23 protein-coding genes and 1 other RNA gene are annotated in these 25960 nt (G+C 71.8%); 3 read left to right on the top strand and 21 right to left on the bottom strand.

The annotated features are described in order from the left end of the window. Positions 1 to 48: 48 nt before the first annotated feature. The 6 genes from AB0K65_RS10460 to AB0K65_RS10485 all read right to left on the bottom strand — a co-directional run bounded on the left by AB0K65_RS10460 (position 49) and on the right by AB0K65_RS10485 (position 6253). Entirely contained in the window at positions 49 to 1773 is a 1725-nt protein-coding gene (locus AB0K65_RS10460) for a beta-N-acetylhexosaminidase (RefSeq protein WP_365715376.1), read from the bottom strand. A 208-nt stretch (positions 1774 to 1981) separates the two neighbouring features. Further along, positions 1982 to 2821 (bottom strand): carbohydrate ABC transporter permease, encoded by an 840-nt coding sequence (locus AB0K65_RS10465; RefSeq protein WP_365715377.1) that lies wholly within the window; start codon positions 2819 to 2821, stop codon positions 1982 to 1984. Beyond that, on the bottom strand, positions 2818 to 3759 hold the full coding sequence (locus AB0K65_RS10470; protein ID WP_365715378.1) for a sugar ABC transporter permease: 942 nt from the start codon (positions 3757 to 3759) through the stop codon (positions 2818 to 2820). Before AB0K65_RS10470 ends, AB0K65_RS10465 begins: the two co-directional genes overlap by 4 nt. 92 nt (positions 3760 to 3851) lie before the next feature. Next, positions 3852 to 5159 carry an extracellular solute-binding protein gene (locus tag AB0K65_RS10475; protein ID WP_365715379.1) on the bottom strand — a complete coding sequence of 436 codons (1308 nt, stop codon included), beginning with the start codon at positions 5157 to 5159 and terminating at the stop codon, positions 3852 to 3854. A gap of 208 nt (positions 5160 to 5367) precedes the next feature. Then, the gene (locus AB0K65_RS10480) at positions 5368 to 5664 is read right to left on the bottom strand and encodes a DUF3039 domain-containing protein (RefSeq protein ID WP_365715380.1); all 297 of its coding nucleotides are present in this window, start codon (positions 5662 to 5664) and stop codon (positions 5368 to 5370) included. 28 nt (positions 5665 to 5692) lie between these two features. After that, positions 5693 to 6253, bottom strand: a complete 561-nt coding sequence (locus tag AB0K65_RS10485) for a YqgE/AlgH family protein (protein ID WP_365715381.1) — start codon at positions 6251 to 6253, stop codon at positions 5693 to 5695. 253 nt (positions 6254 to 6506) lie between these two features. On the opposite strand from AB0K65_RS10485, the gene murA reads away from it, so the two are divergent. Next, a complete protein-coding gene (gene murA / locus AB0K65_RS10490; RefSeq protein ID WP_215071076.1) occupies positions 6507 to 7847 on the top strand; it encodes a UDP-N-acetylglucosamine 1-carboxyvinyltransferase in 1341 nt (446 codons plus the stop codon). Positions 7848 to 7971: 124 nt separating this feature from the next. Here the strand turns inward: murA and AB0K65_RS10495 are convergent, their stop codons facing one another. From AB0K65_RS10495 to AB0K65_RS10535, 9 genes are all read right to left on the bottom strand, one after another. Continuing rightward, complete coding sequence (locus tag AB0K65_RS10495; protein WP_017237029.1) at positions 7972 to 8253, bottom strand: HU family DNA-binding protein; 282 nt, start codon at positions 8251 to 8253, stop codon at positions 7972 to 7974. A gap of 451 nt (positions 8254 to 8704) precedes the next feature. Then, the gene (locus AB0K65_RS10500) at positions 8705 to 10132 is read right to left on the bottom strand and encodes an NAD-dependent malic enzyme (protein WP_365715382.1); all 1428 of its coding nucleotides are present in this window, start codon (positions 10130 to 10132) and stop codon (positions 8705 to 8707) included. A 413-nt stretch (positions 10133 to 10545) separates the two neighbouring features. Continuing rightward, on the bottom strand, positions 10546 to 12924 hold the full coding sequence (locus tag AB0K65_RS10505; protein WP_365715383.1) for a UvrD-helicase domain-containing protein: 2379 nt from the start codon (positions 12922 to 12924) through the stop codon (positions 10546 to 10548). A gap of 74 nt (positions 12925 to 12998) precedes the next feature. Beyond that, a complete protein-coding gene (locus AB0K65_RS10510) occupies positions 12999 to 13892 on the bottom strand; it encodes a zf-HC2 domain-containing protein (protein ID WP_365715384.1) in 894 nt (297 codons plus the stop codon). Further along, positions 13889 to 14476, bottom strand: coding sequence for a sigma-70 family RNA polymerase sigma factor (locus tag AB0K65_RS10515; RefSeq protein ID WP_365715385.1), 588 nt, complete (start codon positions 14474 to 14476; stop codon positions 13889 to 13891). The genes AB0K65_RS10510 and AB0K65_RS10515 overlap by 4 nt, the downstream gene beginning before the upstream one ends. 120 nt (positions 14477 to 14596) lie before the next feature. Continuing rightward, a complete protein-coding gene (locus AB0K65_RS10520) occupies positions 14597 to 15157 on the bottom strand; it encodes an ABATE domain-containing protein (RefSeq protein WP_365715386.1) in 561 nt (186 codons plus the stop codon). Positions 15158 to 15836: 679 nt separating this feature from the next. Beyond that, a complete protein-coding gene (locus tag AB0K65_RS10525; RefSeq protein ID WP_365715387.1) occupies positions 15837 to 16976 on the bottom strand; it encodes a uroporphyrinogen-III synthase in 1140 nt (379 codons plus the stop codon). Positions 16977 to 17051: 75 nt separating this feature from the next. Further along, positions 17052 to 18407, bottom strand: coding sequence for a nitrate/nitrite transporter (locus tag AB0K65_RS10530; RefSeq protein ID WP_365715388.1), 1356 nt, complete (start codon positions 18405 to 18407; stop codon positions 17052 to 17054). 217 nt (positions 18408 to 18624) lie between these two features. Next, positions 18625 to 19572: a LysR family transcriptional regulator gene (locus AB0K65_RS10535; protein WP_365715430.1), complete on the bottom strand. Its 948-nt coding sequence runs from the start codon at positions 19570 to 19572 to the stop codon at positions 18625 to 18627. Positions 19573 to 19756: 184 nt separating this feature from the next. On the opposite strand from AB0K65_RS10535, the gene AB0K65_RS10540 reads away from it, so the two are divergent. Then, positions 19757 to 21013 carry an MFS transporter gene (locus AB0K65_RS10540; protein ID WP_365715389.1) on the top strand — a complete coding sequence of 419 codons (1257 nt, stop codon included), beginning with the start codon at positions 19757 to 19759 and terminating at the stop codon, positions 21011 to 21013. A gap of 62 nt (positions 21014 to 21075) precedes the next feature. Here the strand turns inward: AB0K65_RS10540 and ssrA are convergent. The 5 genes from ssrA to ftsE form a co-directional block, all read right to left on the bottom strand. Next, positions 21076 to 21468, bottom strand: a transfer-messenger RNA (tmRNA) gene (gene ssrA, locus AB0K65_RS10545). A gap of 100 nt (positions 21469 to 21568) precedes the next feature. Beyond that, the gene (gene smpB / locus AB0K65_RS10550; RefSeq protein ID WP_365715390.1) at positions 21569 to 22108 is read right to left on the bottom strand and encodes an SsrA-binding protein SmpB; all 540 of its coding nucleotides are present in this window, start codon (positions 22106 to 22108) and stop codon (positions 21569 to 21571) included. 18 nt (positions 22109 to 22126) lie between these two features. Then, positions 22127 to 23305: a S41 family peptidase gene (locus AB0K65_RS10555; protein WP_365715391.1), complete on the bottom strand. Its 1179-nt coding sequence runs from the start codon at positions 23303 to 23305 to the stop codon at positions 22127 to 22129. A gap of 78 nt (positions 23306 to 23383) precedes the next feature. Further along, a complete protein-coding gene (ftsX, locus tag AB0K65_RS10560; protein WP_365715392.1) occupies positions 23384 to 24301 on the bottom strand; it encodes a permease-like cell division protein FtsX in 918 nt (305 codons plus the stop codon). 21 nt (positions 24302 to 24322) lie between these two features. Next, on the bottom strand, positions 24323 to 25012 hold the full coding sequence (gene ftsE, locus AB0K65_RS10565; protein WP_215071052.1) for a cell division ATP-binding protein FtsE: 690 nt from the start codon (positions 25010 to 25012) through the stop codon (positions 24323 to 24325). Between the two features lie 246 nt (positions 25013 to 25258). Here ftsE and AB0K65_RS10570 point away from each other — a divergent pair, with 246 nt between their 5' ends. Beyond that, on the top strand, positions 25259 to 25444 hold the full coding sequence (locus tag AB0K65_RS10570; protein WP_365715394.1) for a hypothetical protein: 186 nt from the start codon (positions 25259 to 25261) through the stop codon (positions 25442 to 25444). Between the two features lie 102 nt (positions 25445 to 25546). Here the strand turns inward: AB0K65_RS10570 and AB0K65_RS10575 are convergent. Beyond that, the coding region (locus AB0K65_RS10575) for an LPXTG cell wall anchor domain-containing protein (protein ID WP_365715395.1) at positions 25547 to 25960 on the bottom strand (414 nt) is incomplete at its 5' end.

The raw sequence follows: 25960 nt of genomic DNA on the forward strand, positions 1-25960 counted from the left end.
GTAACTTCCGTTTTGCCGCTCTTGGGTGACGTCGGGGAGCGAGGGGTCTCACACGATCGGGGGCGCTCCGTCGAGGGGGCGGCCCGCCACTCCCGGGCGACGCTGCCAGGGCGCGGGGCCGGCGGGCGGCCGGTAGCCGACCCCGAGGGCGTCGAGGCGCAGGTAGTGCGCGGTCATCCGCCGCTCGAATCCGGCGAAGTCCCGCTCGGCGGGTGCGGGGAGCGCCGACCAGACGACCTCGGCGAAGGCGGCGAGGCGCGGGAAGACCTGGTAGTCGACGCGGGCCCGGTTCTCCATGACCTCGGTCCAGGCGTTGGCCTGGGCGCCGATGACCCGGTGGGCCGCCTCGGGTGACAGGGCGGGCGGTACGGGCTCGAAGCGGTAGACGTCCTCCAGGGTCCGGACGTAGCCGATGGGCATCGGCTCGTCCTCGCCGGGGGCCTGCCGGTGGTCGAGGTACACCTGCTGCTCGGGGCACATGACGACGTCGTGCCCGGCCTCGGCGGCGGTGATCCCGCCGGCGTAGCCACGCCAGGAGGAGACGGCGGCGCCGGGCGGGAGGCCGAGTCCCGTCGCCTCGCCGGCGGGTGCGTCCGCCGTCCGTCGTCCGCCGCTCCGGTTCCCTCCTTTGAGGATCTCGTCCCAGCCGATGAGGCGGCGGCCCCGGTCGGCGAGCCAGCGGCCGAAGTGGCGGATGAACCAGGACTGCAGCGCGTCCTCGTCGGCCAGGCCGAGTTCCCTGATGCGGGCCTGGGCGGTCGCCGACTCCTTCCACTGCTCCTTGGGGCACTCGTCGCCCCCCACATGGATGAACGTCGAGGGGAAGAGGCCGAGGACCTCCTCGAAGACGTCCTCGTAGAAGCGCAGGACGGTGTCGGTGGGGGCGAGGACGTTCGGGTTGACGCCCCAGGTGTCCCAGACGGTGAGGGCGGCGGTGTCGACGACGTCGGTGTTCCCCAGTTCGGGGTAGGCGGCGATGGCGGCCTGTGAGTGGCCGGGGACGTCGATCTCCGGCACGACGGTGATGTGCCGCTCGGCGGCGTAGGCGACGATCTCGCGGATGTCGTCGTGGGTGTAGAACCCGCCGTGCGGCGTCTCGTTCCACAGCGGGGACGCGCGGTGCCCCCACTTCGTCCGCGCCCGCCAGGCGCCGACCTCGGTGAGCCGGGGGTGCCGCTTGATCTCCAGGCGCCATCCCTGGTCGTCGGTGAGGTGGAGGTGGAAGACGTTGAGCTTGTGGGCGGCGAGGAGGTCGAGCTGGCGCAGGACGTCCTCCTTGGGCATGAAGTGCCGTGCCACGTCGAGCATGAACCCGCGCCACGCGAAGCGGGGGGCGTCGGTGACGGTGAGGGCGGGCAGGCGACGATCCCCTCCACCCGGGCCGACGGGCGCCTTGCGGTACGCGTCGGGGCCGAGCAGTTGACGGAGCGTCTGGACCCCCCAGAACACGCCGGCGGGGCCGCCGCCCTCGACGAGGACGGCGACGTCCTCGACGGAGCCGTCGGTGGAAAGCCGGTAGCCCTCCGGGCCGGCGGTCCGCTCGATCTCGGCGCTGACCCGCAGCCGTACGGAGCGCGGCCCGTCGCCGGCGGCGAACGGCATTCCGGTGGCCGCGCCGAGCGAGGAGCGCAGCCATCGGGCCACGCCCTCGGTCCCCGGTCCGGCGTCGAGCGTGGTGTCCGCGTCGAGGACGGGACGGCCGGGGGCGTCCCCCCGGGTCTCCACGGTCGCGGGCGCGGGGATGAGCGGGAGGTGGCGGTCGTCGTCACGCATGGCATCGGCCTTTCGGAACGGGTCGCGGGGGGACGGGCGGCGGGGGTGCGGACGGCGAGGGGACGGGCGGCGGGTACGGGAGGAGACCCGCCCGGAGCCGTGGCGACCGACGACGACGCGGCGATCGTGCGTGCGGGGCGTCGCGGGGCGGGCGGGAATGTCGCCACACGCTCGGGTTGCGCCGCACGCTCGGGTTGCGCCGCACGCTTCAGTCCTTCACCGCGCCGCCGAGCCCCGAGACCAGCCGGCGCTGGACGAGGACGAAGAAGACGAGGACGGGGACGGTCATCACCGTGGAGCCGGCCATGATCCCTCCCCAGTCGTTCTCGTCGGGCTTGAAGAAGACCAGCAGTGCCATGGGCAGGGTCGACTGCGAGGTGTCGCTGATGAGGAACGACTTGGCGAAGAGGAAGTCGTTCCAGGTCGAGATGAACGAGAAGACGCTCGTCGCCACCAGCCCCGGGAAGACCAGCGGGAAGAGGATCTGCCACAGGAACCGGGTCCGGCTCGCCCCGTCGATCTGGGCCTGTTCCTCCAGCGCCTCCGGGACCGCCTTCACGAAGCCGCGCAGCATCCAGATCGCGAAGGGCAGCGAGAAGGCGATGTGCGGCAGGATCAGCGAGCCCAGCGTGTTGAGCTGGCCGACGTCCCGCATCAGGAAGAAGAGCGGGATCGTCAGCGCTTCGATCGGCACCATCTGGGCGACCAGGAACATGATCAGGAGGGTCGTCCGGAACCGGAAGCGGAAGCGGGTGACGGCGGTCGCCGCGAGGAAGGCGATCAGGGCGGAGGCGAGGACGACCGTGCCCGCGACGATCAGCGAGTTGAGGAAGTAGCGGCCGAAGTCCTGCTGCTCGAACACCCGCCGGAAGGAGTCGAGGGACGGGGAGAGGGTCCACGGCCGGGGCTCGGTCGACTGGATCTCGCCGGCCGGCTTGAAGGCGGAGAGGACCATCCAGTACAGCGGGAAGGCGACGACGGCCGCGACGAGGAGGGCGGACGCCTCGGCGGCGAGCCGCCCCGGCCGCCGGATACGGAACGCGCTCACAGTTCTTCTCCCTGACGGCGCAGCAGTCGGAGGTACACCAGCGTCACGGCGAGCAGGATCAGCAGCATGACGACGCCGATCGCCGAGCCCAGGCTGTACTGGGACGAGGCGAACGCCTTCTGGTAGGCGTACACGTTGAGGACGAGGTTCTGCCCGGCGATGCCGCCGCCGCCCGTCATCACGTAGATCTGGGTGAAGACCTTGAAGTCCCAGATGATCGACTGGATCGTGACGACGATCAGGATGGGCCTGAGCATGGGGGCGGTGACCGAGCGCCAGATCCGCCACTGCGAGGCGCCGTCCAGTGCGGCGGCCTCCAGGACCTCGGACGGGATGGCCTTGACGCCGGCGTACACCGTCACCATCACGAACGGGAACGAGCACCAGACGACCTCGAAGAGGACGAGCGCGAAGGCGCTGTAGCGCCCGTACGTCCAGGAGAAGTCGCCGAGTCCCAGGACGCGGTTGACGGGCCCGAAGTCGGGGTCGAAGAGGAAGACCCAGACGGTGGAGCCGGTGACGGCGGGGGTGGCCCAGGCACCGAGCGCGGCCAGCATGAGGACGAGCCGGGGCAGGGCCCGTACGCGGGTGAGGAGCACCGCGAGCGCGCAGCCGACGGCGAGCGTGGTGACGACGCAGGCGGCGGCGAACAGGACGGTGGCGAGGAGGACCTGCCAGAACTGGGGGTCGGAGAAGAGGGCGGTGTAGTTGCCGAACCCCTGGAAGGAGGTCGGCTCGCCGCCGCTGACCTGGGCCTGGGTGTACTCCAGGAAGGAGATGAGCCCGAGCTGGTAGATGGGGTAGACCAGCAGCCCGCCGAGGACGGCGAGCGCGGGCAGGAGGTAGAGCCAGGGGGTCCAGGCGGAGCCGTGCCGGCCCCGGGAGCGCGCGGTCCCCGTCCCCGGCCCGGTCACCTTCGCCGGCGCCTTCCCGGCCACCGGGCCGGGGGCCTCCCCGCGGGGGCCGGGGACCGTGGCCGCGGCGGGTCCGTCCGCCGCGCCCGTTGCCGTACCGTTCGCGGCCGCCATCGTCATCGGCCCGCGGCGGCGAAGGCCGCGTCCATCTTCTTCGCGGCGTCGTCCGCGGCGGTCTTCACGTCCTTGCGCCCGCTGACGACCTCCTGGAACATCGTCGGCAGCACCAGCGAGGCGTCGATCTGGCCCCAGCCCGGTGACGCCGGGACGAACTTGGCGCCCGCGCCGAGGGAGTCGATGAAGGGCTTCACGAAGGGCTGCTTGCGCGCCGCCTCGGCCCGGACGTCGGTGTACGTCGGCAGGAAGCCCATCGCGTCGAAGAGCTTGCCCTGCGTCTCCTTGCCGGCGAGGGACTTCATCAGCTCCACGGCGAGCGTGCGGTGCGCGCTGCTCTTCATCACGCCCAGGTTGTTGCCGCCCGCGAAGGCGGGGGCGATCGATCCGGGCGTGACACCCGGCAGCGGCACGACGGCGTACTTGCCCTTCACCGCTCCGGCCTCGACGGCCGCGTGGCTGAAGTCGCCGCCGATCGCCATGGCGGCCTTGCCGGAGGCGAAGGCGGTGACGGTCGCGTTGCCGCCCATCTGGGCGCACTTGGCGGCCGGGCAGTTGTCGTCGCCGAAGAGCGAGGTGTAGGCGGAGATGCCCTTGCGCGCGGCCTCGCTGTTGACGGCGGAGGTGTACGTCCCGCCGTTCCGCGTGGCGAGTTCGCCTCCGTTCGCCCACAGGAAGGGCATCGCGCCGTAGGTGTAGGCGCCGCCGACGGCGATGCCGTACAGCCCCGGCTTGGCCTTGCGGATCTTCTTGGCGGTCGAGATCAGTTCGGCCTGCGACTTGGGGGCGGTGAGTCCGAGTTCCGCGAAGACGTCGGTGCGGTAGTACAGCGCGCGGACGCCGACGAAGAGCGGGGCGCCGTACACCTTGCCGTCGACGGTGACGGAGGACGCGGCCGTCGGGTCGGTGTCCTTCGCGTCGGCCCAGGCACCGAACTCGGCGCTGATGTCGGCCAGTCCGCCGTCCTTCACGTAGCCGGCGGTGTCGGTGTTGCCGTACTCGATCAGGTCGGGGGCGGACTTCGGGTCGTTGAAGGCGGCCTTGATGCGCTGGGCGCGGGTGTCGACGGGGATGTACTCGACCTCGACCTCGGCGCCCTGGTGCTGCTGCTCGAAGGCGGTGACCGCCGCGTCGACGACCTGCTCCTTCGGCTTGTTGTTGACCTCCTGGAAGAGCCAGACGCGCAGGGTGCCGCTCTTCTCGTCCGTCGCGGCCTTGCCGTCGGAGGTCCGCGGGGCGCAGGCGGTGGCGGTGAGGCCGGCCAGGACGAGGGCGGCGACCGGGGCGGCGATACGGGCAGAAAGCTTCATACGGGGGCTCCCACCAATCAACGTTGCAGCATGCGCAACGGGCGTTTCGTGCTGCACAACACGCGAGAGGTTAGGGCGGGGCGCGCGCGTCGACAAGTGGTCTCAACCACTCTGTGACCGGCGGAAGCACCCCGTGCAACGCGAGACGGCCCCCGGTGTGCGCACCGAAGTGCGCACACCGGGGGCCGTCTCCACGGCATGGGGCGTCCTACTTGTCGCCGCCCTTGCCGCCCTTGCCCTTGTCCTTGTCCCCGCCGGGGCCCATGGACTCGTAGATCTCCTTGCACATCGGACAGACCGGGTACTTCTTGGGGTCGCGCCCCGGTACCCAGACCTTTCCGCACAGCGCCACCACGGGAGTGCCGTCGAGGGCGCTCGCCATGATCTTGTCCTTCTGGACGTAATGGGCGTAGCGCTCGTGGTCGCCGTCACCGTGGGACACCTGCGGCGTCGGCTCGACGAGGGTTCCCGTACCTGCCCCGCGCTCGGGCTCGAGAGTGCTCATGGCCCCAGGGTACTGAAAACCGGACGGCTCAGTTGAGGGAGGGATCGTCCGGGTACGTCGCCACCATCGCGAGGTCGCCCCGCTGGCGGCGCAGGACCTCGCGCCACAGTCCCTCGGGGCGCGGGGAGGAGACGTCGCCCGGCTCGGATTCGACGACGTACCACGCGCCGTCGCCCAGCTCGGACTCCAGCTGGCCCGGGCCCCAGCCGGCGTACCCGGCGAAGATCCGCAGGGAGCCCAGGGCGGGTCCCAGCAGCTCGGGCGGGGTCTCCAGGTCGACCAGGCCGATCGCCCCGTACACCCGGCGCCAGCCGAGAGGGCCCTCGTCTCCGGGGATCACCGCGAGGCCGAGGGCCGCGTCGAGGGAGACGGGCCCGCCCTGGAAGACGACTCCCGGTTCCCCGGCGAGATCGGCCCAGGGCAGGAGGATGTCACCGACCGTGACGGGAGTGGGTCTGTTCAGGACCACGCCGAGGGAGCCCTCGTCGTCGTGGTCGAGGAGGAGCACCACCGCCCGGTCGAAATTCGGGTCCGCCAGGGCGGGGGTGGCGACGAGCAGCCGCCCTGTGAGCGAGGACACCTCGGTCATGCGACACATGATCCCGCATCTTCGGCGTCCGCGGGGGCACTCGGGACCGATGGACACCGACGCAGTTCAGGACGGATGAGCCCGGCACCCGGGAACACAAACGGACGGTGACGCTCCGCAAGATCATGTGAACAGAGGGTGTTGTGCCGAATTCATTACATCTGCCGGGCCCCTCCGGACTGCCGTCAAGAGGCCTCCGCCCCCTTACCCTTTTCCCTGGCCCCCTGCCCGACGACTCCGGAACGCGAGATTCATGACCGGCACAGACGATGTACTGCTTGTCCACGGCGGAACCCCGCTGGAGGGCGAGATCCGCGTCCGCGGCGCGAAGAACCTCGTGCCCAAGGCGATGGTCGCCGCCCTTCTCGGCAGCGGGCCGAGCCGGCTGCGCAACGTGCCCGACATCCGTGACGTCCGCGTGGTGCGCGGGCTCCTCCAGTTGCACGGTGTGACGGTCCGCCCCGGCGACGAGCCGGGCGAGCTGGTCCTCGACCCGACGCACGTCGAGTCCGCCAACGTGGCCGACATCGACGCCCACGCCGGTTCGTCGCGCATCCCGATCCTCTTCTGCGGTCCGCTGCTGCACCGCCTCGGCCACGCCTTCATCCCGGGCCTGGGCGGCTGCGACATCGGCGGCCGGCCGATCGACTTCCACTTCGACGTGCTGCGGCAGTTCGGCGCGACCATCGAGAAGCGGGCGGACGGCCAGTACCTGGAGGCCCCGCAGCGGCTGCGCGGCACCAAGATCCGGCTGCCGTACCCCTCGGTCGGCTCGACGGAGCAGGTGCTGCTCACCGCCGTGCTCGCGGAGGGCGTCACGGAACTGTCCAACGCCGCCGTGGAGCCGGAGATCGAGGACCTCATCTGCGTCCTGCAGAAGATGGGCGCCATCATCTCGATGGACACCGACCGGACCATCCGGATCACCGGTGTCGACAGGCTCGACGGCTACACCCACCGGGCGCTCCCGGACCGCCTGGAGGCGGCCTCGTGGGCGTCGGCGGCGCTGGCGACCGAGGGCAACATCTACGTGCGCGGCGCCCAGCAGCGCTCGATGATGACCTTCCTGAACACCTACCGGAAGGTGGGGGGCGCCTTCGAGATCGACGACGAGGGCATCCGCTTCTGGCACCCGGGCGGCTCGCTCAACGCGATCGCCCTGGAGACGGACGTGCACCCCGGTTTCCAGACCGACTGGCAGCAGCCGCTGGTGGTGGCCCTGACGCAGGCCGCCGGCCTCTCGATCGTCCACGAGACGGTCTACGAGTCCCGGCTCGGGTTCACGTCCGCGCTGAACCAGATGGGCGCCCACATCCAGCTGTACCGCGAGTGCCTGGGCGGCTCGGACTGCCGCTTCGGGCAGCGCAACTTCCTCCATTCGGCGGTCGTGTCGGGCCCGACGAAGCTCCAGGGCGCGGACCTGGTCATCCCGGACCTGCGCGGCGGCTTCTCGTACCTGATCGCGGCCCTCGCGGCACAGGGGACCTCGCGGGTCCACGGCATCGACCTGATCAACCGCGGCTACGAGAACTTCATGGAGAAGCTCGTGGAGCTGGGAGCCAAGGTCGAGCTGCCGGGCAGCGCGCTGGTGTAGCGCCCGCAGACGGACGAACGGAAGGGCGGCCACCCCCTGACAGGGTGACCGCCCTTCCTGCTGCCGTGAGGCCGCTGGGGCCGCTCGTCCGCCGCCGTGGGGCGGCGGACGAGGCCCACGTGCCTTACTTGCCCTTGGCGGCTTCCTTGAGCTTCGAGCCCGCGGAGACCTTCACGCTGTAGCCGGCGGGGATGTTGATCGGGTCGCCGGTCTGCGGGTTGCGCGCGGTGCGAGCGGCACGGTGGGTGCGCTCGAAGGTCAGGAAGCCGGGGATGGTGACCTTCTCGTCGCCCTTGGCGACGACCTCGCCGACGGTCTCGGCGAGAGCGGCCAGCACGGCGTCGGCGTCCTTGCGGGTCACCTCGGCGCGGTCGGCCAGGGCGGCCACCAGCTCACTGCGGTTCATGTTGTTACTCCCGTGTTCTTCTTGCTGTTGAGGCGTGCCACGCGGCGGAGCCGCACATTGGGCACAGCGAAGCCGATGCTGCCAGGGCCCTCGGACAGTCCCCGGACCCGGGTCTGCTGACAGACCCTCGCGCCCGAATAGGCATCCTGCCCCCACCAGCGGCGGGAACGCCAATCCGGCACCCCCTGGGGTCACACGAAAAGCGCCACTGCCACCGGCATGGTGACGTTCCGTCGACTCCGCCGAAACTCTTTGGAGCCGAACGTCCACCCTAAAGGCGGGTTTACGGCGTGGCGACTCGCGACGCGCCGATTCTCAGGCGGAGGTACCGGCCACCGCGGGGCCGGTCACCGGCCCCGCGCCGCGCCGTGAGAACCGCCCTGAGGCCGCTGCGCGGGCCTGTGACGGCCTCGCGCGGCGGCGTCGGGCCGAGGGACCCCGGCGCCCGTTCTCAGGCGCCGCTGTCGGCGCTCGCGACGGCCGACTTGGCGGCCGTGCGGACGGCGCCGGCGACCGCGCCGGCGACCTTGTCGTTGAACACCGACGGGATGATGTAGTTCGCGTTCAGCTCGTCCTCGGTGACGACGTCGGCGAGGGCCGCGGCGGCGGCGAGCATCATGTCGGTGTTGACGGTGCGGGACTGAGCGTCCAGCAGACCGCGGAACACGCCGGGGAAGACCAGCACGTTGTTGATCTGGTTGGGGAAGTCCGAGCGGCCGGTGGCCACGACGGCCGCCGTCTGGCGGGCGATCGCGGGGTCCACCTCGGGGTCCGGGTTCGCGAGCGCGAACACGATGGAGTCCTTCGCCATGGCGGCGACGTCGTCCGCGCCGAGGACGTTCGGCGCGGAGACGCCGATGAAGACGTCCGCTCCTACGACGGCCTGCTTGAGGGTGCCGGTGACGCCCTCGGGGTTGGTGTTGTCGGCGATCCAGCGCAGCGGCGAGTCCGGGTGGGCCTCGACGAGGTCGGGCCGGCCGGCGTGCACGACGCCGTGGATGTCGGCGACGACGGCGTGCTTGACGCCGGCCGCGATGAGCAGCTTCAGAATGGCCGTGCCGGCCGCTCCCGCGCCGGACATGACGACCCGTACGTCGCCGATGCTCTTGCCCACCACGCGCAGGGCGTTGGTGAGGGAGGCGAGGACGACGATCGCGGTGCCGTGCTGGTCGTCGTGGAAGACGGGGATGTCGAGGGCCTCGCGCAGCCGCGCCTCGATCTCGAAGCAGCGGGGGGCGGAGATGTCCTCCAGGTTGATGCCGGCGAAGCCCGGGGCGATCGCCTTGACGATCTCGACGATGGCGTCGGTGTCCTGGGTGTCGAGGCAGATCGGCCAGGCGTCGATGCCGGCGAAGCGCTTGAAGAGGGCCGCCTTGCCCTCCATGACGGGCAGGGCCGCCATGGGGCCGATGTTGCCGAGGCCGAGGACGGCGGAGCCGTCGGTCACCACCGCGACGGAGTTGCGCTTGATGGTGAGGCGGCGGGCGTCCTCGGGGTTCTCGGCGATCGCCATGCACACCCGGGCGACGCCGGGGGTGTAGATCATGGACAGGTCGTCACGGTTGCGGATGGGGTGCTTGGACGCCATCTCGATCTTGCCGCCGAGGTGCATCAGGAACGTACGGTCGGAGACCTTGCCGAGGACGACACCCTCGATGGTGCGCAGCTGTTCGACGATCTCGTCGGCGTGCGCGGTGGAGGTGGCGGCGATGGTGACGTCGATCCGGAGCTTCTCGTGGCCTGAGGCGGTCACGTCGAGGCCGGTGACCGAGCCGCCGTGCGACTCCACGGCCGTGGTGAGCTGGGAGACCGCGGTTCCGCTCGCGGGAACCTCCAGCCGGACCGTCATCGAGTACGAGACGCTGGGCGCCGTTGCCATGGCCGAGTTCCTCTGCTTTCCCTGAGCTTCGTTGCTACGCCGCCCCGGCTGGTTGCCCGGCGGCGCCCTCCGATGGTCGCACCTACCTGTCGGTAGCAGGTAATGCGGTCATTTTGTTTTCGGAAAGTAGTTTCCACCATACGAGAAACGGCGGGCAAACAGAAGAGGCCCCCGTCACCACAGGTGACAGGGGCCTCGACTTCGTACGTACGCACGAAGCGGTGTCTGAAGTGGCACCGACCCGCCATGCTCGCCTCGCGGCAAGTGGTCCCTCTAAGGGACGAAGGTTGGGCCCGGGGGCTTGGATCGAGCCGGTGCCACGACCAAGGCTAACAAACCACCCTGGTAAGTGATTCCCCCCGCGCGGGTTGACCTGAAATCGGTTTCGGCCGCGCCCGGCGCGCGTCGCCCCCTCAGTCCCTCAGCAGGTCGGGAACGCCCGCCGCGTCCGGGACGTCCCGGGCGCCCGAGACCACCGTCAGCTGCTGCGTCGCCCTGGTCAGCGCCACGTAGAGCACGCGCAGCCCGGCCGGGGACTCGTCCGCGATCTCCGCGGGCGAGACGACCACCGTGGCGTCGTACTCCAGCCCCTTGGCCTCCAGGGAGCCCAGCGCCACCACCCGGTCACCCAGACCGGACAGCCAGCGCGCCGCCTGGGCGCGCCGGTTCATGGCGACCACGACGCCGACCGTGCCGTCCACCCGCTCCAGGAGCCGGCTCGCCTCCGACCGCACGATCCCGGCCAGATCGGGCGTGCCGCCCGTGGCCTCGGGCACGGCCACGAAGCGCGGCTCCACGCCGGTGGAGCGGACCGCGCGGGGCGACTCCTTGCCGGGCATGGCGAGTGCGAGGACCTTCGCGGCCAGGTCGGCGATCTCGGCGGGGTTGCGGTAGTTCACGGTCAGCTCGAAGCGGCGGCGCGGCCGGCTGCCGAGCGCCTCGTCCCGGGCCTCGGCGGCCTCGTCCGGAGTCGACCAGGACGACTGCGCCGGGTCGCCGACGACCGTCCAGGTGGCGTGCCGGCCGCGCCGGCCGACCATCCGCCACTGCATCGGGGTGAGGTCCTGGGCCTCGTCGACGATGACGTGCGCGTACTCGGTGCGCTCCGCCGCGAGCCGCTCGGCCCGCTCGCGCTGCGTCTCCTCGCGCACGGGCATCAGCTCCTCCAGGCCCGTCAGCTGGTCCAGCGGGTCGTACTCCCGCTTCTTGCGGGGGCGGGCCGGGGCTCCGAGGAGGGTGTGCAGCTCGTCGAGGAGGGCCACGTCGTGCACGGACAGGCCGTCGCGGCGCAGCGAGCGGGCCACGCGCCGGACCTCGCCCTGGTTGAGGATCCGGCGGGCCCAGCGGCCCAGGCGCTTCTCGTCGGCCATCGCGTCGAGGACCCGGCGGGGGGTGAGCTCCGGCCACCAGGCGTCGAGGAAGGAGAGGAAGGAGTCCTCGGTGGAGACGTCCTCGTCGAAGGAGGAGCGCAGCTCGGCCGCCAGCTCGGGGTCGCTGTGGCGGCCGACGGCGCCGGACTTGGCGTAGAGCGCGTCGAGCAGCAGCCGCCGGGCGCGGGGCCGCAGCAGGTTGACCGGCGCCGTGCCGCCGAGGACGTTGTGCCGGATCCGCTGGAGCTCGTCGGCCTCGAGTTCGAGGCGGCGGCCGAAGGCGACGACGCGCAGGCGGGTGGGGGTGGCGGTGGGGACGGGCGCGGTGTCCTCGTCCTCCTCGTCGAACGGCAGCCGGCCGGAGTCGTCGGGCGCCGGCTTCGGCGCGGGCGTCTCCAGGGCGCCGCGGGCCGCCTTGCGCAGGACGGCGAGCATCCGGGAGGAGCCCTTGACGCGGGCGACGGCCGGTTCGTCGTAGGTGGTGGCCTCCTCGCCGTCGACGAGCGAGCCGAGCGCGCGGATCGCGACCTGGCCCTCCTCGCCGAGGGAGGGCAGCACGCCCTCGGTGTACGAGACGAGCAGCGGGGTCGGGGAGACGATGAGGATGCCGCCCGCGTACCGCCGCCGGTCCTGGTAGAGCAGGTAGGCGGCCCGGTGCAGGGCGACGGCCGTCTTCCCGGTGCCCGGGCCGCCCTCGACGTACGTCACGGAGGCCGCGGGCGCGCGGATGACCAGGTCCTGTTCGGCCTGGATGCTGGAGACGATGTCGCGCATGGTGTGGCTGCGGGCCTGGCCGAGCGCGGCCATCAGGGCGCCGTCGCCGATCACGGGGAGTTCGTGCCCGTCGAGGGTCGCCTTCAGCTCGGGGCGCATCAGGTCGTCCTCGACGCCGAGGACCTTGCGGCCCTTGGAGCGGATGACCCGGCGCCGCACCACCCGGCCGGGTTCGACCGGGGTGGAGCGGTAGAACGGGGCGGCGGCGGGCGCGCGCCAGTCGATGACCAGCGGCGCGTAGTCGGCGTCGAGGACGCCGATCCGGCCGATGTGGAGCGTCTCGCCGATCTCGGCGGTGTTGTCGGGCCGGACGGCGTCGTCGGCCGGTTCGACCGAGGTGTACGCGCCGTCCGGGCCCTTCACGCCGTCCTTGCCGTACAGCAGGTCGATCCGGCCGAAGAGGAAGTCCTCGAACTCGTTGTTGAGCCGGTTGAGGTGGATGCCGGCCCGGAAGACCTGGGCGTCCCGCTCGGCCAGCGCGCCGGGCGTGCCGACCTGGCCGCGCTGGGCGGCGTCCTTCATCAGGAACTCCGCCTCGTGGATCTTCTCCTCGAGGCGGCGGTAGACCTGGTCCAGATGGTGCTGCTCGACGCCGATCTCGCGGTCCCGGACCGTGTCGACCACACCGACGGCTTCCTGCGCGGCCACCGAGGCCCCCTTCTGACGTGCACTGTCCCCGCCGTGGGACAGCCGTCGAGCTTATGCCACTCGGGGGCCGAATGTCAGGCGTCCACCTCCACCAGGCGCTCGCCGTCGAAGGTCCGGACCTCGAAGCGGTCGATGTCGTCGCGGTTCATGGCCGCTCCGCCGTGGACGTAGAGCGGGTTCCTCGCGGCCTCGGTCGGGGCGCCGGGGATGCCGTATCCCCAGGTCGGCACGGCCCAGGAGGTGACGATCTCCTCCTCACCGCTGGTGGAGACGGCGACGAGCCGGCACTTCAGCGGCCCCTTGACGTTCTTGAGCTCCAGCACGGTGTGGGTGCCCCAGCCCTTCTTCTCCAGGCCGACCGCGGCGCTGACCTTGGTGGTCGGGTCGGTGGCCTGGACCTTCTCCTCCATGTGGTGGAAGAACGCGTCCTCGGCGGGGCTGGTGGGGTGCGGTTCGACCGCCCTGTTGTCCCGCGTGCCGTCGGAGGTGGCGACCACGGCGACGGCCGGGCCTCCGACGACGAGGACGGCGGCGGCCGCGACGAGGAAGAAGGCGCGGCGGCGCGAGCGGGCCCGCTTGGCGCCCACCTCGTCCATGAGCCGGTCCAGGAGCCGGGGGTCCGGGGTCGCGCCGAGGCTGACGGGGACGGTCGGGACGGCGCGCGGGCCGGGGGGTGCGGGCGGGCGGGGCGCGAAGGCGTCGAAGGCCTCGTCCGCGTACGGGTCGGAGCCGGCGGGTCCGGCGTACGCGTCCTGGCCGGAGGGCCCCGCGTACGAAGCGCCGGGCGGGGCGGCGGAGGGGGCGCCGGTGTCGGCCAGCATGGCCAGCATCGGCTCCATTCCGGCGAACTCCTGCACGTGCGAGGTGCAGAGGTCGCACTCCACCAGGTGCGCCTCGAAGGCGGCCCTGTCGACGTCGTCCAGGATGCCGAGTACGTACGCACCCGCGGCGTCATGCGGCGGTGTCATGCCGATACCCCCCTCTCCTCCAGCGCGAGCTTCATCGAACGCAGTGCGTAGAACACGCGGGAGCGGACGGTCCCCGCGGGTATGCCCAGGGTCTCGGCCGCCTCATTGACCGTACGCCCCTTGAAATAGGTCTCGACCAACACTTCCCGGTGGGCAGGGGTCAAATCTTCGAGAGCGTCAGAGAGCGTCATCAGCCACAGCGCCTTGTCGATCTCGTCCTCCGCGGGCAGGACCTCGAGCGGTGCCGGGTCGACCTCCTGCGGCCGGGCCTGCCGGCTTCGGTGGCCGTCGATGACGATGCGCCGGGCGACCGTCACCAGCCAAGGTCGGACGGAGCCGGTCGCCCGGTTGAGCTGACCGGCGTTCTTCCAGGCACGGATGAGCGTCTCCTGTACGACGTCCTCGGCGCGCTGGCGGTCACCGGCGACGAGGCGCAGTACGAAGGCGAGCAAAGGTCCGGCATGTTCGCTGTAGAGAGCACGCATCAACTCCTCGTCGGGGACGGGGGATCGAAGGCGTGACACCTCGCTGCGATGCCGGGCCCGATGCGGACGGTCATCGGCCACGGCCGCATCCTTGCGCACCTGAACCTCCCGGTCGAGACCTTGTTGTCGTCGGGAGATACGGAAGCGGAGCGGGTTCTTCTCAAGGCGGAGCGAACTTTTTCCGGGACCGCCGTGAAACCCCTTCGTACGGGGCCGAGTTCAGCGCGAAGCGAGTTCCCTGGCGTGGGCGCGGGCCGCCCGGTGCCGGGCCACCCGTTCGCGATTGCCGCACAGTTCGCCGGAGCACCAGCGGCGGCGGTGCCCGCGGGAGGTGTCGAGGTAGCAGCGGCGGCAGTCGTCGCGCTCGCACTGGCGCAGCAGGGCGCGGGCGGCCGGATCGGTGAGCAGGTCCACGGCGTCGCGGGCGACGGCGGCGAGCAGCCCCCGGCACTCCGGTTCGCGGCTCAACGCGCGGACGAGCAGGCCGGACTCGGTGCGTACGGCGCGGGGCGCGGGCGGCGCGGAGTCGGCGGCGAGGGCGTTGAGCCGCTCCAGGGCGGGCCCCGGGCGCCGCCCTTCGAGCTGGGCGTGGACCAGGTCGTCGACGCAGTCGCGCAGTTCGCGGAAGGGGTCCAGCCACTGCGGGTCCAGGGCGCGCAGCGGCGTGGCGGCCGGGACGAGCCCGGCGGCGTGGAGGAAGCGGTCGAGCGTCTCGGTGCGGTCGAGCGGCTGGGCGGCCAGGTCCAGGCAGATCCGCCCGGAGTCGAACCGTACGGTCATGCCCCTGTCACCACCTTGCGCTCGAGAGCCGGTCGGGTGCGCGCCTCACCAGAGTGCCCATCCGGACGGTGTCTGGCTAGGGAGTGTCCGGAAACGTCTCGGCGTCCGCGCGGGGGCCGGGCAGGACGTTCGGGGGCCGGGGGGAACGCGACGGCCGGCGTGGGCGCGGCCGACCCACGGCGTCTCCGGCTCGCCCGTCGCCCTCGGCGTCGAGCGGGGCCGGCTCCGACTGCACCTGGTAGGCGGGGCTCGTCAGGCACCCCCGCTCCGTGGACACACCCGCTCCGTGCGGGTCACGCCCGGGGGCGCCAGGGCGGGCCTCCGGGGCGGCGGGGGCGCCAGGGCGGGCCTCCGGGGCGGCGGGGCCGCGTCAGCGGGACCGCGCACGGGCCGGGCGGCGGGGCACTCCGGGACCGCGCACGGGCCGGGCGCCAGGCGGCCGCCCCCGGAGCGTGGACGGGTGCGCCCGCGGGCCCGGGCGGACCCCGGAGCCGGACTCGCCCCAAGGCGTGTTGCGAGAGTCCCGCCTGCCCCGCGACGCCTGGCACGCACGCTCGCCGCGTTGTCGGGATCGTCCATGTACGTCCCGTACGAGGGCGACCCTCCGCCGTGCGGTCGCACGCACCGGACGCCACGGGGCCCGCCCTCCGGGCGGACGGCGCTCCTTTCGGAACACGCCCTAGCCGTCCGCGTACTTCGCGTCCGCCGCCGGGTCGAGGGCCAGCCGGTAGCCCCGCTTCACCACCGTCTGGATCAGCTTCGGCGCGCCGAGGGCCGTCCGCAGCCGGGCCATCGCCGTTTCCACCGCGTGCTCGTCGCGGCCGGCGCCCGGCAGGGCGCGCAGCAGGTCGGCGCGGGAGACGACCCACCCGGGGCGCCGGGCCAGGGTGGCGAGCAGGGCCATCCCGGCGGGCGGGACCGGTCGCAGACCGCCGTCGACGAGGACCGCGTGCCCGCGGATCTCGATGCGGTGGCCGGCCACCGGCAGGACGCGCGCCCGGGACGGCAGCTCCTGGCAGAGCAGCTGCACCAGCGGCCCGAGCCGGAAGCGCTCGGGCTGGAGGGTGCCGATGCCGTGCGCCTGGAGCGGCAGGGCCGTCACCGGCCCCACGCACACCGCGAGGACGTCGCCGCGCAGCGCCGCGAGGAACTCCGGCAGCGCCCCCCGGTCCTCCGCCCGCGTGAGCAGCGAGGCGGCGGCCGGCGCGCTGGTGAAGGTCACCGCGTCCAGGGAGCCGTTCAGCACCCCGTCCAGCAGCCGGTCCAGCGGACCGAGGTCCTCCGGCGGCATCCACCGGTAGACGGGGACGCCGACGACCTCCGCGCCGCCCGCCGTCAGCGCCTCGACGAAGCCCGGCAGCGGCTCGCCGTGCAGTTGGAGCGCGATCCGCCGCCCGGCCACGCCCTCGTCGAGCAGCCGGTCGAGGACCTCGGCCATGGACTCGGACGACGGTGACCACGACTCCGTGAGGCCCGCCGCCCGCACCGCGCCCTTGACCTTGGGGCCGCGCGCCAGGACCTCGACGCCGCGCAGGCAGTCGAGGAGCTCCTCGCCGTACCCCCAGCCGTCCGCCGCCTCCACCCACCCGCGGAAGCCGATCGCCGTCGTGGCGACGACGATGTCGGGCGCGTGGTCGATGAGTTCCTTGGTGGCGGCGAGGAGTTCCGTGTCGTCGGCGAGCGGCACGATCCTCAGTGCGGGACCGTGGACGACGGCGGCGCCACGCCGGCGGAGGAGCGCGCTCAGCTCGTCCGCGCGCCGCGCCGCCGTGACTCCGACGGTGAACCCCGCGAGGGGACCCTGCTCATGCTCGTACATGACGACCGAGCCTGACGGTGATGCGTGACAGACTCGGTTCGCCCGTATTTCTTGGCCGTTACGGACCACTCCCGATCACACCTCGGCGTAGCCGAGCCGCGGCTTCTCCTCCTCCGCCGCCTCCGCCGTGTCCGGTACGTCGGCGCGACGGCGAAGGTATACCGCCCAGGTCACGACGAGGGCCGCGGCGTAGAAGGCGAGGAAGGCGACGAAGGCCCAGGTGCCGCTGCCGGTCGTCTGGAAGGACTGCCGGAAGGCGAGGTTGATCCCGAGTCCGCCGAGCGCGCCCACGGCCCCGATCAGGCCCATGGCGGCCCCGGAGAGCCGGCGGCCGTAGGCCTCGGCCTGCTCTCCTGCCAGTCCCTTGCGGTGCCCCTGGGCGAGGAAGATCGCGGGGATCATCTTGAACGTGGAGCCGTTGCCGAGTCCGGAGAGGACGAAGAGGGCGATGAAGCCGACGAGGAAGACGGCGAGCGACTCGATGACCGAGGCGTAGATCACCACGGAGGTGGCGGCCGCCATGCCGACGAAGTTCCACAGGGTGATGCGGGCGCCGCCGTGCCGGTCGGCGAGGGAGCCGCCGATGGGCCGGATGAGCGAGCCGAGCAGCGGACCGATGAAGGTCAGCGAGGCGGCCTGGAGCGGGGTCCGGCCGAACTGGGTCTGCAGGACCAGGCCGAAGGCGAAGCTGTAGCCGATGAAGGAGCCGAAGGTGCCGATGTAGAGGAAGGCCATGATCCAGGTGTGCCGGGCGGTCAGGGCCTCCTTGACGGCGCCGGTGTCGTTCTTCACCGGTACGAGATTGTCCATGAAGAGCGCGGAGCACACCGCCGCGACCAGGATGAGCGGGATGTAGACGCCGAGGACGATCCGGGGGTGCATGGCGCCGGCGGTGCCGATGACGAGCAGGCCGATGAGCTGGACGACGGGGACGCCGATGTTGCCGCCGCCCGCGTTGAGCCCGAGCGCCCAGCCCTTCTTGCGCAGCGGGAAGAAGGCGTTGATGTTGGTCATGGAGGAGGCGAAGTTGCCTCCTCCGACGCCGGTGAGCGCCGCCACCAGGACGAAGGTGCCGTACGACGTGCCCGGCTCCATCACGGCGTACGCCAGGCCGGTCGGCAGGAGGAGCAGCAGCGCGCTGAAGACGGTCCAGTTCCGGCCGCCGAAGCGGGCGACGGCGAAGGTGTACGGGATGCGGATGAGCGCGCCGACGAAGGTGGCGGTCGCGATCAGGAAGAACTTGCCGGCCGGGTCGATGCCGTACTGCGGCCCCATGAAGAGGACCATGACCGACCACAGGCTCCAGATCGAGAAGCCGATGTGCTCGGAGAAGACGGAGTAGGCGAGATTGCGCCGGGCGATCCGCTCTCCTTGGTCACGCCAGAAGGTCTCGTCCTCCGGCTCCCACCGTTCGATCCAGCGGCCGCCCATCAGGTACCTCCACGGTGTCGGGTCCCGAGTGTCCAGGTGCTCCGGACCTCTTGCGGGAGACGTTAGGGAGGCCGCGTTTCAGGCCGGTGGCAGGAAGTGACGGGTACGGAACCTTGCTCTCACCCGGTGCGGGACGCGGATGTGAGTACGGCCGCCCGGTCACCGGCCGGGGCCGCGGGCCTCCGCCCGGCCCCGCGGTCCGAAGGCCCGCGTGCCCTCAGGCCACCGGGACTCCCGGTTCTCCCTCCGGGAGCCAGGAGCCGGCCGGCCGGTCCAGCCAGCCCTCGCGTGCGCCGATCTCCTCCGCCGCCGTGCGCAATGCGTCGAGGCCGGGATGCCGCAGGCCCTTGCGCCACACCAGGCTCACCGGCGACAGCGGCACGGGATCGACGAGGGGCCGCACCACGCTCCCCGGGTGGGGCGGGAAGTCGACCCCCACGAGGGCGGGGACGCCGAGCTTGGCCATGATCCTGCGGAACTCCTCCTTCCCCACGGCCCTCGGCACGCGGGGCGCCACGGCGATGCCCCGGCCCTCGAAGAGGCGGGCGGCCAGGTCGGTCCACTCCCGGGTGTGGTCGTTGCCCGCCGCGGCGTAGACGTTCTCGCCCGCCAGCGCGGCCAGCGGTACGGCCCCCAGGTGGGCGAGCCGGTGGTCCTCGGGCAGCAGCACCGCCATCGCCTCGTACCGTACGAAGTGCGAGGCGAGCCCCGCCCGCTCGGCGGGTCCGAGGCCGCCGAACCGGCCGAAGGAGACGTCCAGGCTCCCGGAGAGGATCTGCGCGGCGGCCCCGGCGAGGCCGCCTTCGTAGCGGGCCATCAGCTCCTGATCCGGCGCGAGTTCGCGTGCCCGCTCCAGGACGCGGCTGTTCGACAGGTCCGTGGCGTTCAGGTCGACGAGCAGCGGCCGGGGCTCCGCCCGGAAGGCGTCGGTGAGCGCGTCGCAGGCCGCCAGCACCGTCCGCGCGTACGGCAGGAGCCGCTCGCCGTCGGGGGTGAGCGTGACCTTCCGGGTGGTCCGCACGAACAGCTCGGCGCCCAGCTCCCGTTCCAGCCGCCGGATGTCGCGGCTGAGCGCCTGCTGGGCGAGGTAGAGCCGGGCGGCGGCGCGGGTGAAGTGCAGTTCGTCGGCGACGGCGGTGAAGGCGCGCAGGAGCCGCGGTTCGATGTCGTGCGCGTACCCCGAGGGGGCCGGGGACGACGACGCCGGGGAGGGGACGGGGGGCCGAGCCGTCGACGGGACGGGGGGCCGAGCCGGGGAAGGAGCCACCCCGCATTCAACAACAGGGATGCGTCAATCGCCAGCGATCAGGTGTTGGACCGCCCGGGGCCGCTGCCGTGAGGCTTGCGTCATGCCGCACGACCTCACCCTCACGCCGTCCGGGCCCGCGTTCGCCCCCCGCTACCGCGAGCCGCGCACCCCCTTCAGACCCGCCAACCCCTACCTCCGCCTCTTCTCGACCCCGGGCGCCCGCGCCTTCACCCTCCCCAATCTGGTCGCCCGTCTGCCGACGGGGATGTTCGGCGTCAGCGCGGTGATCATGATCGCCGGGTCGTCCGGCTCGTACGCGCTCGCCGGCGCGGTCACCGCCACGGGCCTGGCCACCACGGCCGTGGTCGGCCCGTGGACGGCCCGGCTCGTGGACCGCTACGGCCAGGCCCGGATCGCCGTCCCGGCGGCGGCGCTGGCCGCGCTGGGCTCGCTCGCGCTGGTGCTGTGCGTACGTCACCAGGCGCCGGTCTGGACCCTCTTCGCGGCGTACGCGGCGACCGCCACGACCCCCAACACGGGAGGCATGTCCCGGGCCCGCTGGGCGCACCTCCTCCGGGGCGACGCGGCGGCCCTGCACACGGCGAACGCCTTCGAGCAGGCCGTGGACGAGCTGTGCTTCATGCTGGGCCCGGTCCTGGCCGCGTTCCTCTGCGCGGGTCTCTTCCCGGAGGCGGGGACGCTGATCGGCGCGGTCCTGCTGCTGAGCGGTGTCCTCGTCTTCGCCGCCCAGCGCTCCACCGAGCCCCCGGTCACGCCCCGCGCCGCCGGCTCCGGCTCCCCGCTGCGCGCGCCCGGAATGGCCCCGCTGCTCGGCGTCTTCCTGGCGACGGGCGCGGTCTTCGGCGCGATGGAGGTGGTCACGCTGGCGCATGTGAGCGGTCCCGTGGCCGGGCCCGTGCTGGCGCTCCAGGCCGCCGGCTCGTGCGCGGCGGGCCTGGTCTACGGCCGCACGGGGCGCTCGGCCGGCCTGCGGACCTGTCTCGCGGCGCTGACCGTCCTGATGGCGCTGCCCTTCGTGGGCGCCGCGGCGGACTCCCTCGCGGCCCTGGCGGTCGGTCTGCTCGTGGCGGGGATGGCGACCGCTCCGACGATGCTGACGGGGATGGGCCTCATCCAGCGGCTGACCCCGGCCGGGCGGCTCAACGAGGGGATGACCCTGGCGGTGACCGCCCTCTTCGGCGGCATCGCGGCCGGTTCGGCGGCCGGCGGCTGGACCGTCGAGCACGCGCCGACGACGGCGTACGGCTTTCTGATCCCGACGGCGGCGGCGGCCCTGGCGCTGGTCCTGGCCCTGCTGCTCGGGGTGGGTACGACGAAGGCCCGGCGGTCGTCGTGACGACTGCCGGGCCTTCGCCCACATGGGATGAGGTGTCCGGGCGGGCGAACCGCTCGGACGCTCGGTGGAGATGGCGGGAATCGAACCCGCGTCCAACGGTGCAGAATCAGGGCTTCTCCGTGCGCAGTCCGCTAGGAGTTTCTCAGCCCCGGAGATCACGCGGACAAGTCTCCGACGGGCTCAGTCACTGTTTGATTTCCCTCAGGCCCCCGTGACCGGGGCTAGAGGTTTAGATCCCTTGATGACGCCAGGATCCGGGTCGGGACCATCCCCGGGCTGACGCTCCTCACAGAGGCTTCTGCTCGTTACCTGAAATTAGGCAGCGAGGGCGAAGCGGGAGTTATCGCTCTTGGAGTTGGCGATTATTGGTTGCGACATATGGTTTACGAGATCATTGCCGCTTCCTCGACACGCTTCCCCTGCTTCGACATCCGCTGTCGAAACCGATCATCCCCATGTTGATTTTTCAAAGACGCACCCGCTTCGAGGTGCGAGGCCCATCGTACGTGAACAACGGGGGCCGCTGCCAGCGTATTCCCGCGCGCCCGGAGCGGGTCAGACCTGGGCGGCCCGCTGGCGCCGCTTCGCCGCCGCGATCGCGCGGTTCGTCTCCCGCGTGTCCTGCTTCTCGCGGAGCGTCTGCCGCTTGTCGTACTCCTTCTTGCCCTTGGCCAGCGCGATCTCGACCTTGACCCGGCCGTTGAGGAAGTACAGCGCGAGGGGCACGATCGTGTGACCCGTCTCCTGCGACTTCGACTCCAGCTTGTCGATCTCCTCGCGGTGCAGCAGCAGCTTGCGCTTCCGCTTCGCCGCGTGGTTGGTCCAGCTCCCCTGGAAGTACTCGGGCACGTGGATGTTGTGCAGCCACGCCTCGTGGCCGTCGATCTGGACGAAGCCGTCGACGAGCGAGGCCCGGCCCATCCGCAGCGACTTCACCTCGGTGCCCATCAGCACGACACCGCACTCGTAGGTGTCGACGATGTGGTAGTCGTGCCGCGCCTTCTTGTTCTGCGCGATGATCTTGCGCTCAGGACCCTTGTCGGCGTCCTTCTTCTTGGCAGGCTTGCCCTGCACGTTCACGAGTCCCTTTGCCATAGTGCGGCCATTTTCGCACTACGACCCCCCTCCGAGGCCACTCAATACCGTCCTGGCCCGCTCCTCGGCCCGCTCGCTGACCGCCAGGTCCGGGGTGATGCCCCGGCCGTCGACGCCGTGGCCGGCCGGGGTGCGGTAGTGGCCGACGGTCAGCTCGGCGACGGACCCGTCCGGCAGGGTGCTCGGCATCTGCACCGCGCCCTTGCCGAAGGTGCGCGAGCCGACCGTGACCGCCCGGCCGCGGTCCTTCAGGGCCCCGGTGAGCAGCTCGGCGGCGCTCATGGTGCCGCCGTCGATCAGCGCGACCACGGGCCGGGCGGTGTCCCCGCCGTTCTGCGCGTACACCGCCCGCTGCTCCCCGTCGACGTCGTAGGTGGCGACCAGCCCGCCGTCGAGGAAGGCGGAGGCGGCGACGGCGGCCTCGGCGACCAGGCCGCCGGCGTTGCCCCGCAGGTCCAGCAGGACTCCGGCGCCGGCCGGGGCGCGCCGTACCGCGTCCCGCACCCGCTCACCCGTGCCCTTGGTGAAGGCGGAGACCTTGATCAGCACCGTCCCGTCGTCGAGGCGGCGCACGGTGACGTCCTCGGTGGCGAGCCGGGCCCTGCGGAGTGTCTCGGTCCAGGCGGAGCGGCCCCGCTCGACGCCGAGGGCGACGGGCGAGCCGGGGACGCCGTCGCCGCGCAGGAGCGAGACGACCTCGGAGACGGAGAGGGCGCCGAGGGGGCGTCCGTCGACGGTGACGAGACGGTCGCCGGCCTTCAGCCCGGCCCGGGCGGCGGGCCCGCCGGGGTGGACGCGGCTGATCTCGACCCGCCCCTCCCCCGCCTTCCGGGCGGAGACGCCGACGCCGGTGTACGAGCCGTCGAGGGCCTGCTCGAACTCCTCGTACTCCGCGGCCCCGTACACCGCGCCCCAGCGGTCGCCGCTGCGGCTGACGAACTCCTCGGCGGCCTGCTTGCCGGACTTGCCGTCGGCCATCGCCTCGGCGGCGGCGCGGTTGAGGGCTCCTCGGTCCACGGTCGCCCGTGACGGCGTGACCCCCGCCGTCCTCGCGGTGTCCGGCTCCTGCCGGGGCAGCGCCCCGGTGACGGCCGCGGTGGCGAGCACGCCGGCGAAGACGAACGTCAGGACGGCCCCACGGAGCACTCCGCGGGGCCGGAGACAGTGGTCGGGACGCAGCCCGGGGCCGTCCGGCATGTCGCCCACTCTAGGACAAGCGAAAGGCGCCGTACGGTGGTTGACCGTACGGCGCCCGGAGCACTCAGGCGGCTCTTCTCACACCTTGAGGTACTTGCGCAGCGCGACGAAGGCGGCAAGGGCCGGCATCAGCAGGCCGATCGCGATGACGAGCGGCAGCTTGGCGAGGACCGCGTCCCAGCCGATGAAGTTGACCAGCTGCATCTTGTCGGCGAGGGCGATGCCGTGGTCGATGAGGAAGTACCGGCCGACCAGCAGCATGATGCAGGCGACGGCGCCGCCCAGGAGACCGGCGAAGGCGGCCTCCATGATGAACGGCATCTGGATGTAGAAGCTGGAGGCGCCGACCAGCCGCATGATGCCGGTCTCACGGCGGCGGCTGAACGCCGAGACGCGGACGGTGTTGACGATCAGCATCAGCGCGATGACCAGCATGAGGCCCATGATGCCGAGGGCGGCGATGTTCATGCCGTTCATCAGGTCGAAGAGGTTCTGCAGGATGTTCCGTTGGTCCTGCACCGACTCGACGCCGTCCCGCCCGGCGAAGGCGGTGGCGACGACCTTGTACTTCTCCGGGTCGTCCAGCTTGACCCGGAACGACTCCTGCATCTGGTCCGGCGTGATGACGGAGGCGATGGCGGTGTCGCTGTACTGCTCCTTGTAATGCTTGAACGCCTCGTCGGTGGACTCGTGGTGCACGGTCTCGACGATGTCCATCTTCTTCAGATCGGCCTCGATCTGCTCCTTCTGCTGTGCGGTCACCGCGCCCTTGGCGCACTTGGGAGAGGTGGCCGCGTCGTTCTTGTTGCAGAGGAAGATGGAGACGTTGACCTTGTCGTACCAGTAGTCCTTCATCGTGCTGACCTGCTCGCGCATGAGCAGCGCGCCGCCGAAGAGGGCGAGCGAGAGGGCCACGGAGACGATGACGGCGAAGGTCATCGTGAGATTGCGCCGGAGACCGACACCGATCTCGGAGAGCACGAACTGAGCGCGCATGGTGTTCTATCCCCTACCTGCTCAGTGCTGGTATCCGTAGACGCCGCGCGCCTGGTCGCGGACGAGACGGCCCTTTTCGAGCTCGATGACGCGCTTGCGCATCTGGTCGACGATGTTCTGGTCGTGGGTCGCCATGACGACGGTGGTCCCTGTCCTGTTGATGCGGTCGAGCAGCTTCATGATGCCGACGGAGGTCTGCGGGTCGAGGTTGCCGGTGGGCTCGTCGGCGATCAGCAGCATGGGCCGGTTGACGAAGGCCCGGGCGATGGCGACGCGCTGCTGCTCACCACCGGACAGCTCGCCCGGCATGCGGTCCTCCTTGCCGCCCAGACCGACGAGGTCGAGGACCTGGGGCACGGCCTTGCGGATCTCTCCGCGCGGCTTGCCGATGACCTCCTGGGCGAAGGCGACGTTCTCGGCGACGGTCTTGTTGGGCAGCAGCCGGAAGTCCTGGAAGACGGTCCCGAGCTGGCGCCGCATGTGGGGCACCTTCCAGTTGGACAGCCGGGCGAGGTCCTTGCCGAGGACGTGCACCTGGCCGTGGCTGCAGCGCTCCTCGCGCAGGATCAGCCGGAGGAAAGTCGACTTTCCGGAGCCGGAGGAACCGACGAGGAAGACGAACTCCCCCTTCTCGATCTCCAGGGATACATCCCGGAGCGCGGGGCGGTTCTGCTTCGGATAGGACTTGGAGACGTTGTCGAATCGGATCACGGATGCACCACGGTCGGCCGGGAGTAGGTGTGCGCGACCTTACGCGACCTGGGATGGCCTGCGCAGTCGCGGTCCCGGCTTGCGTGCTTTATCCTTTTCGCCCCTCCGGGCGGAACGCAGGCGATCCGGGTGTAATCCGACGGGGCGCGCCGAAACGCCCGGGAGCTGGCACAGTGGTAGGGGGAACGCACGGGTGCCGCTCTGCGTTGACCGTGGTGAGGATCCCTGTGCGGGAGAGGAGAGCGCATGACCTACGACCGACTGGTGTGCGCCAACTGCGCGGCCCCCGTCGCGGAGGGCCGCTGTCCCGTCTGCCGCGCGAACCGGGAGCGCATGGACCCGTCGACGGGCCTGACCCCCGGAATGCTGCTGGCACTGGTGATCGCCCTCGTGGCGATGGCGGCGCTGCTCGCGGCGCTGCAGACCGCGTAGTACTCCGCATACGAGCCGGACACGAGAGAGGGCCGGGGGTTCGCCCCCCGGCCCTCTTCGTCATGCGTGTGGCCTCACGGCCTCACCGTACGGCGGATCCGCTCAGACGGCGGCGCGCCCGCCGCCGACGAGGCGCGGGAGCATCCGGAAGCCGATGCCGCCGGCGATCATCGTCGCGGCGCCGATGATCAGGAACGAGGTCTCGGCGGCGCCGGTCTCGGCCAGCTCCTCCTTGGCCTTGCCCTGCTCGACGGGCTGCGAGCCGGCGTTGTTGGTGCCCGGGTTGTTGTCGACGCACTCGGCGCCGTCGAGGTCGACGGTGCAGGTGTTGCCGCCACCGTCGGTGGAGCCGCCGGTGCTGCCGCCGGTGGTGGTCGACGAGCCACCGCTGTTGCTGGTGCCGCCATCGGTGGTGGGCGTGCCGCCGTTGCCGCCGGTGGTCGGGGTGCCGCCGTTGCCACCGGTGGTCGGGGTGCCGCCGTTGCCACCGGTGGTCGGGGTGCCGCCGTTGCCACC

Source organism: Streptomyces sp. NPDC053755 (assembly GCF_040677675.1).
GTDB lineage: Bacteria > Actinomycetota > Actinomycetes > Streptomycetales > Streptomycetaceae > Streptomyces.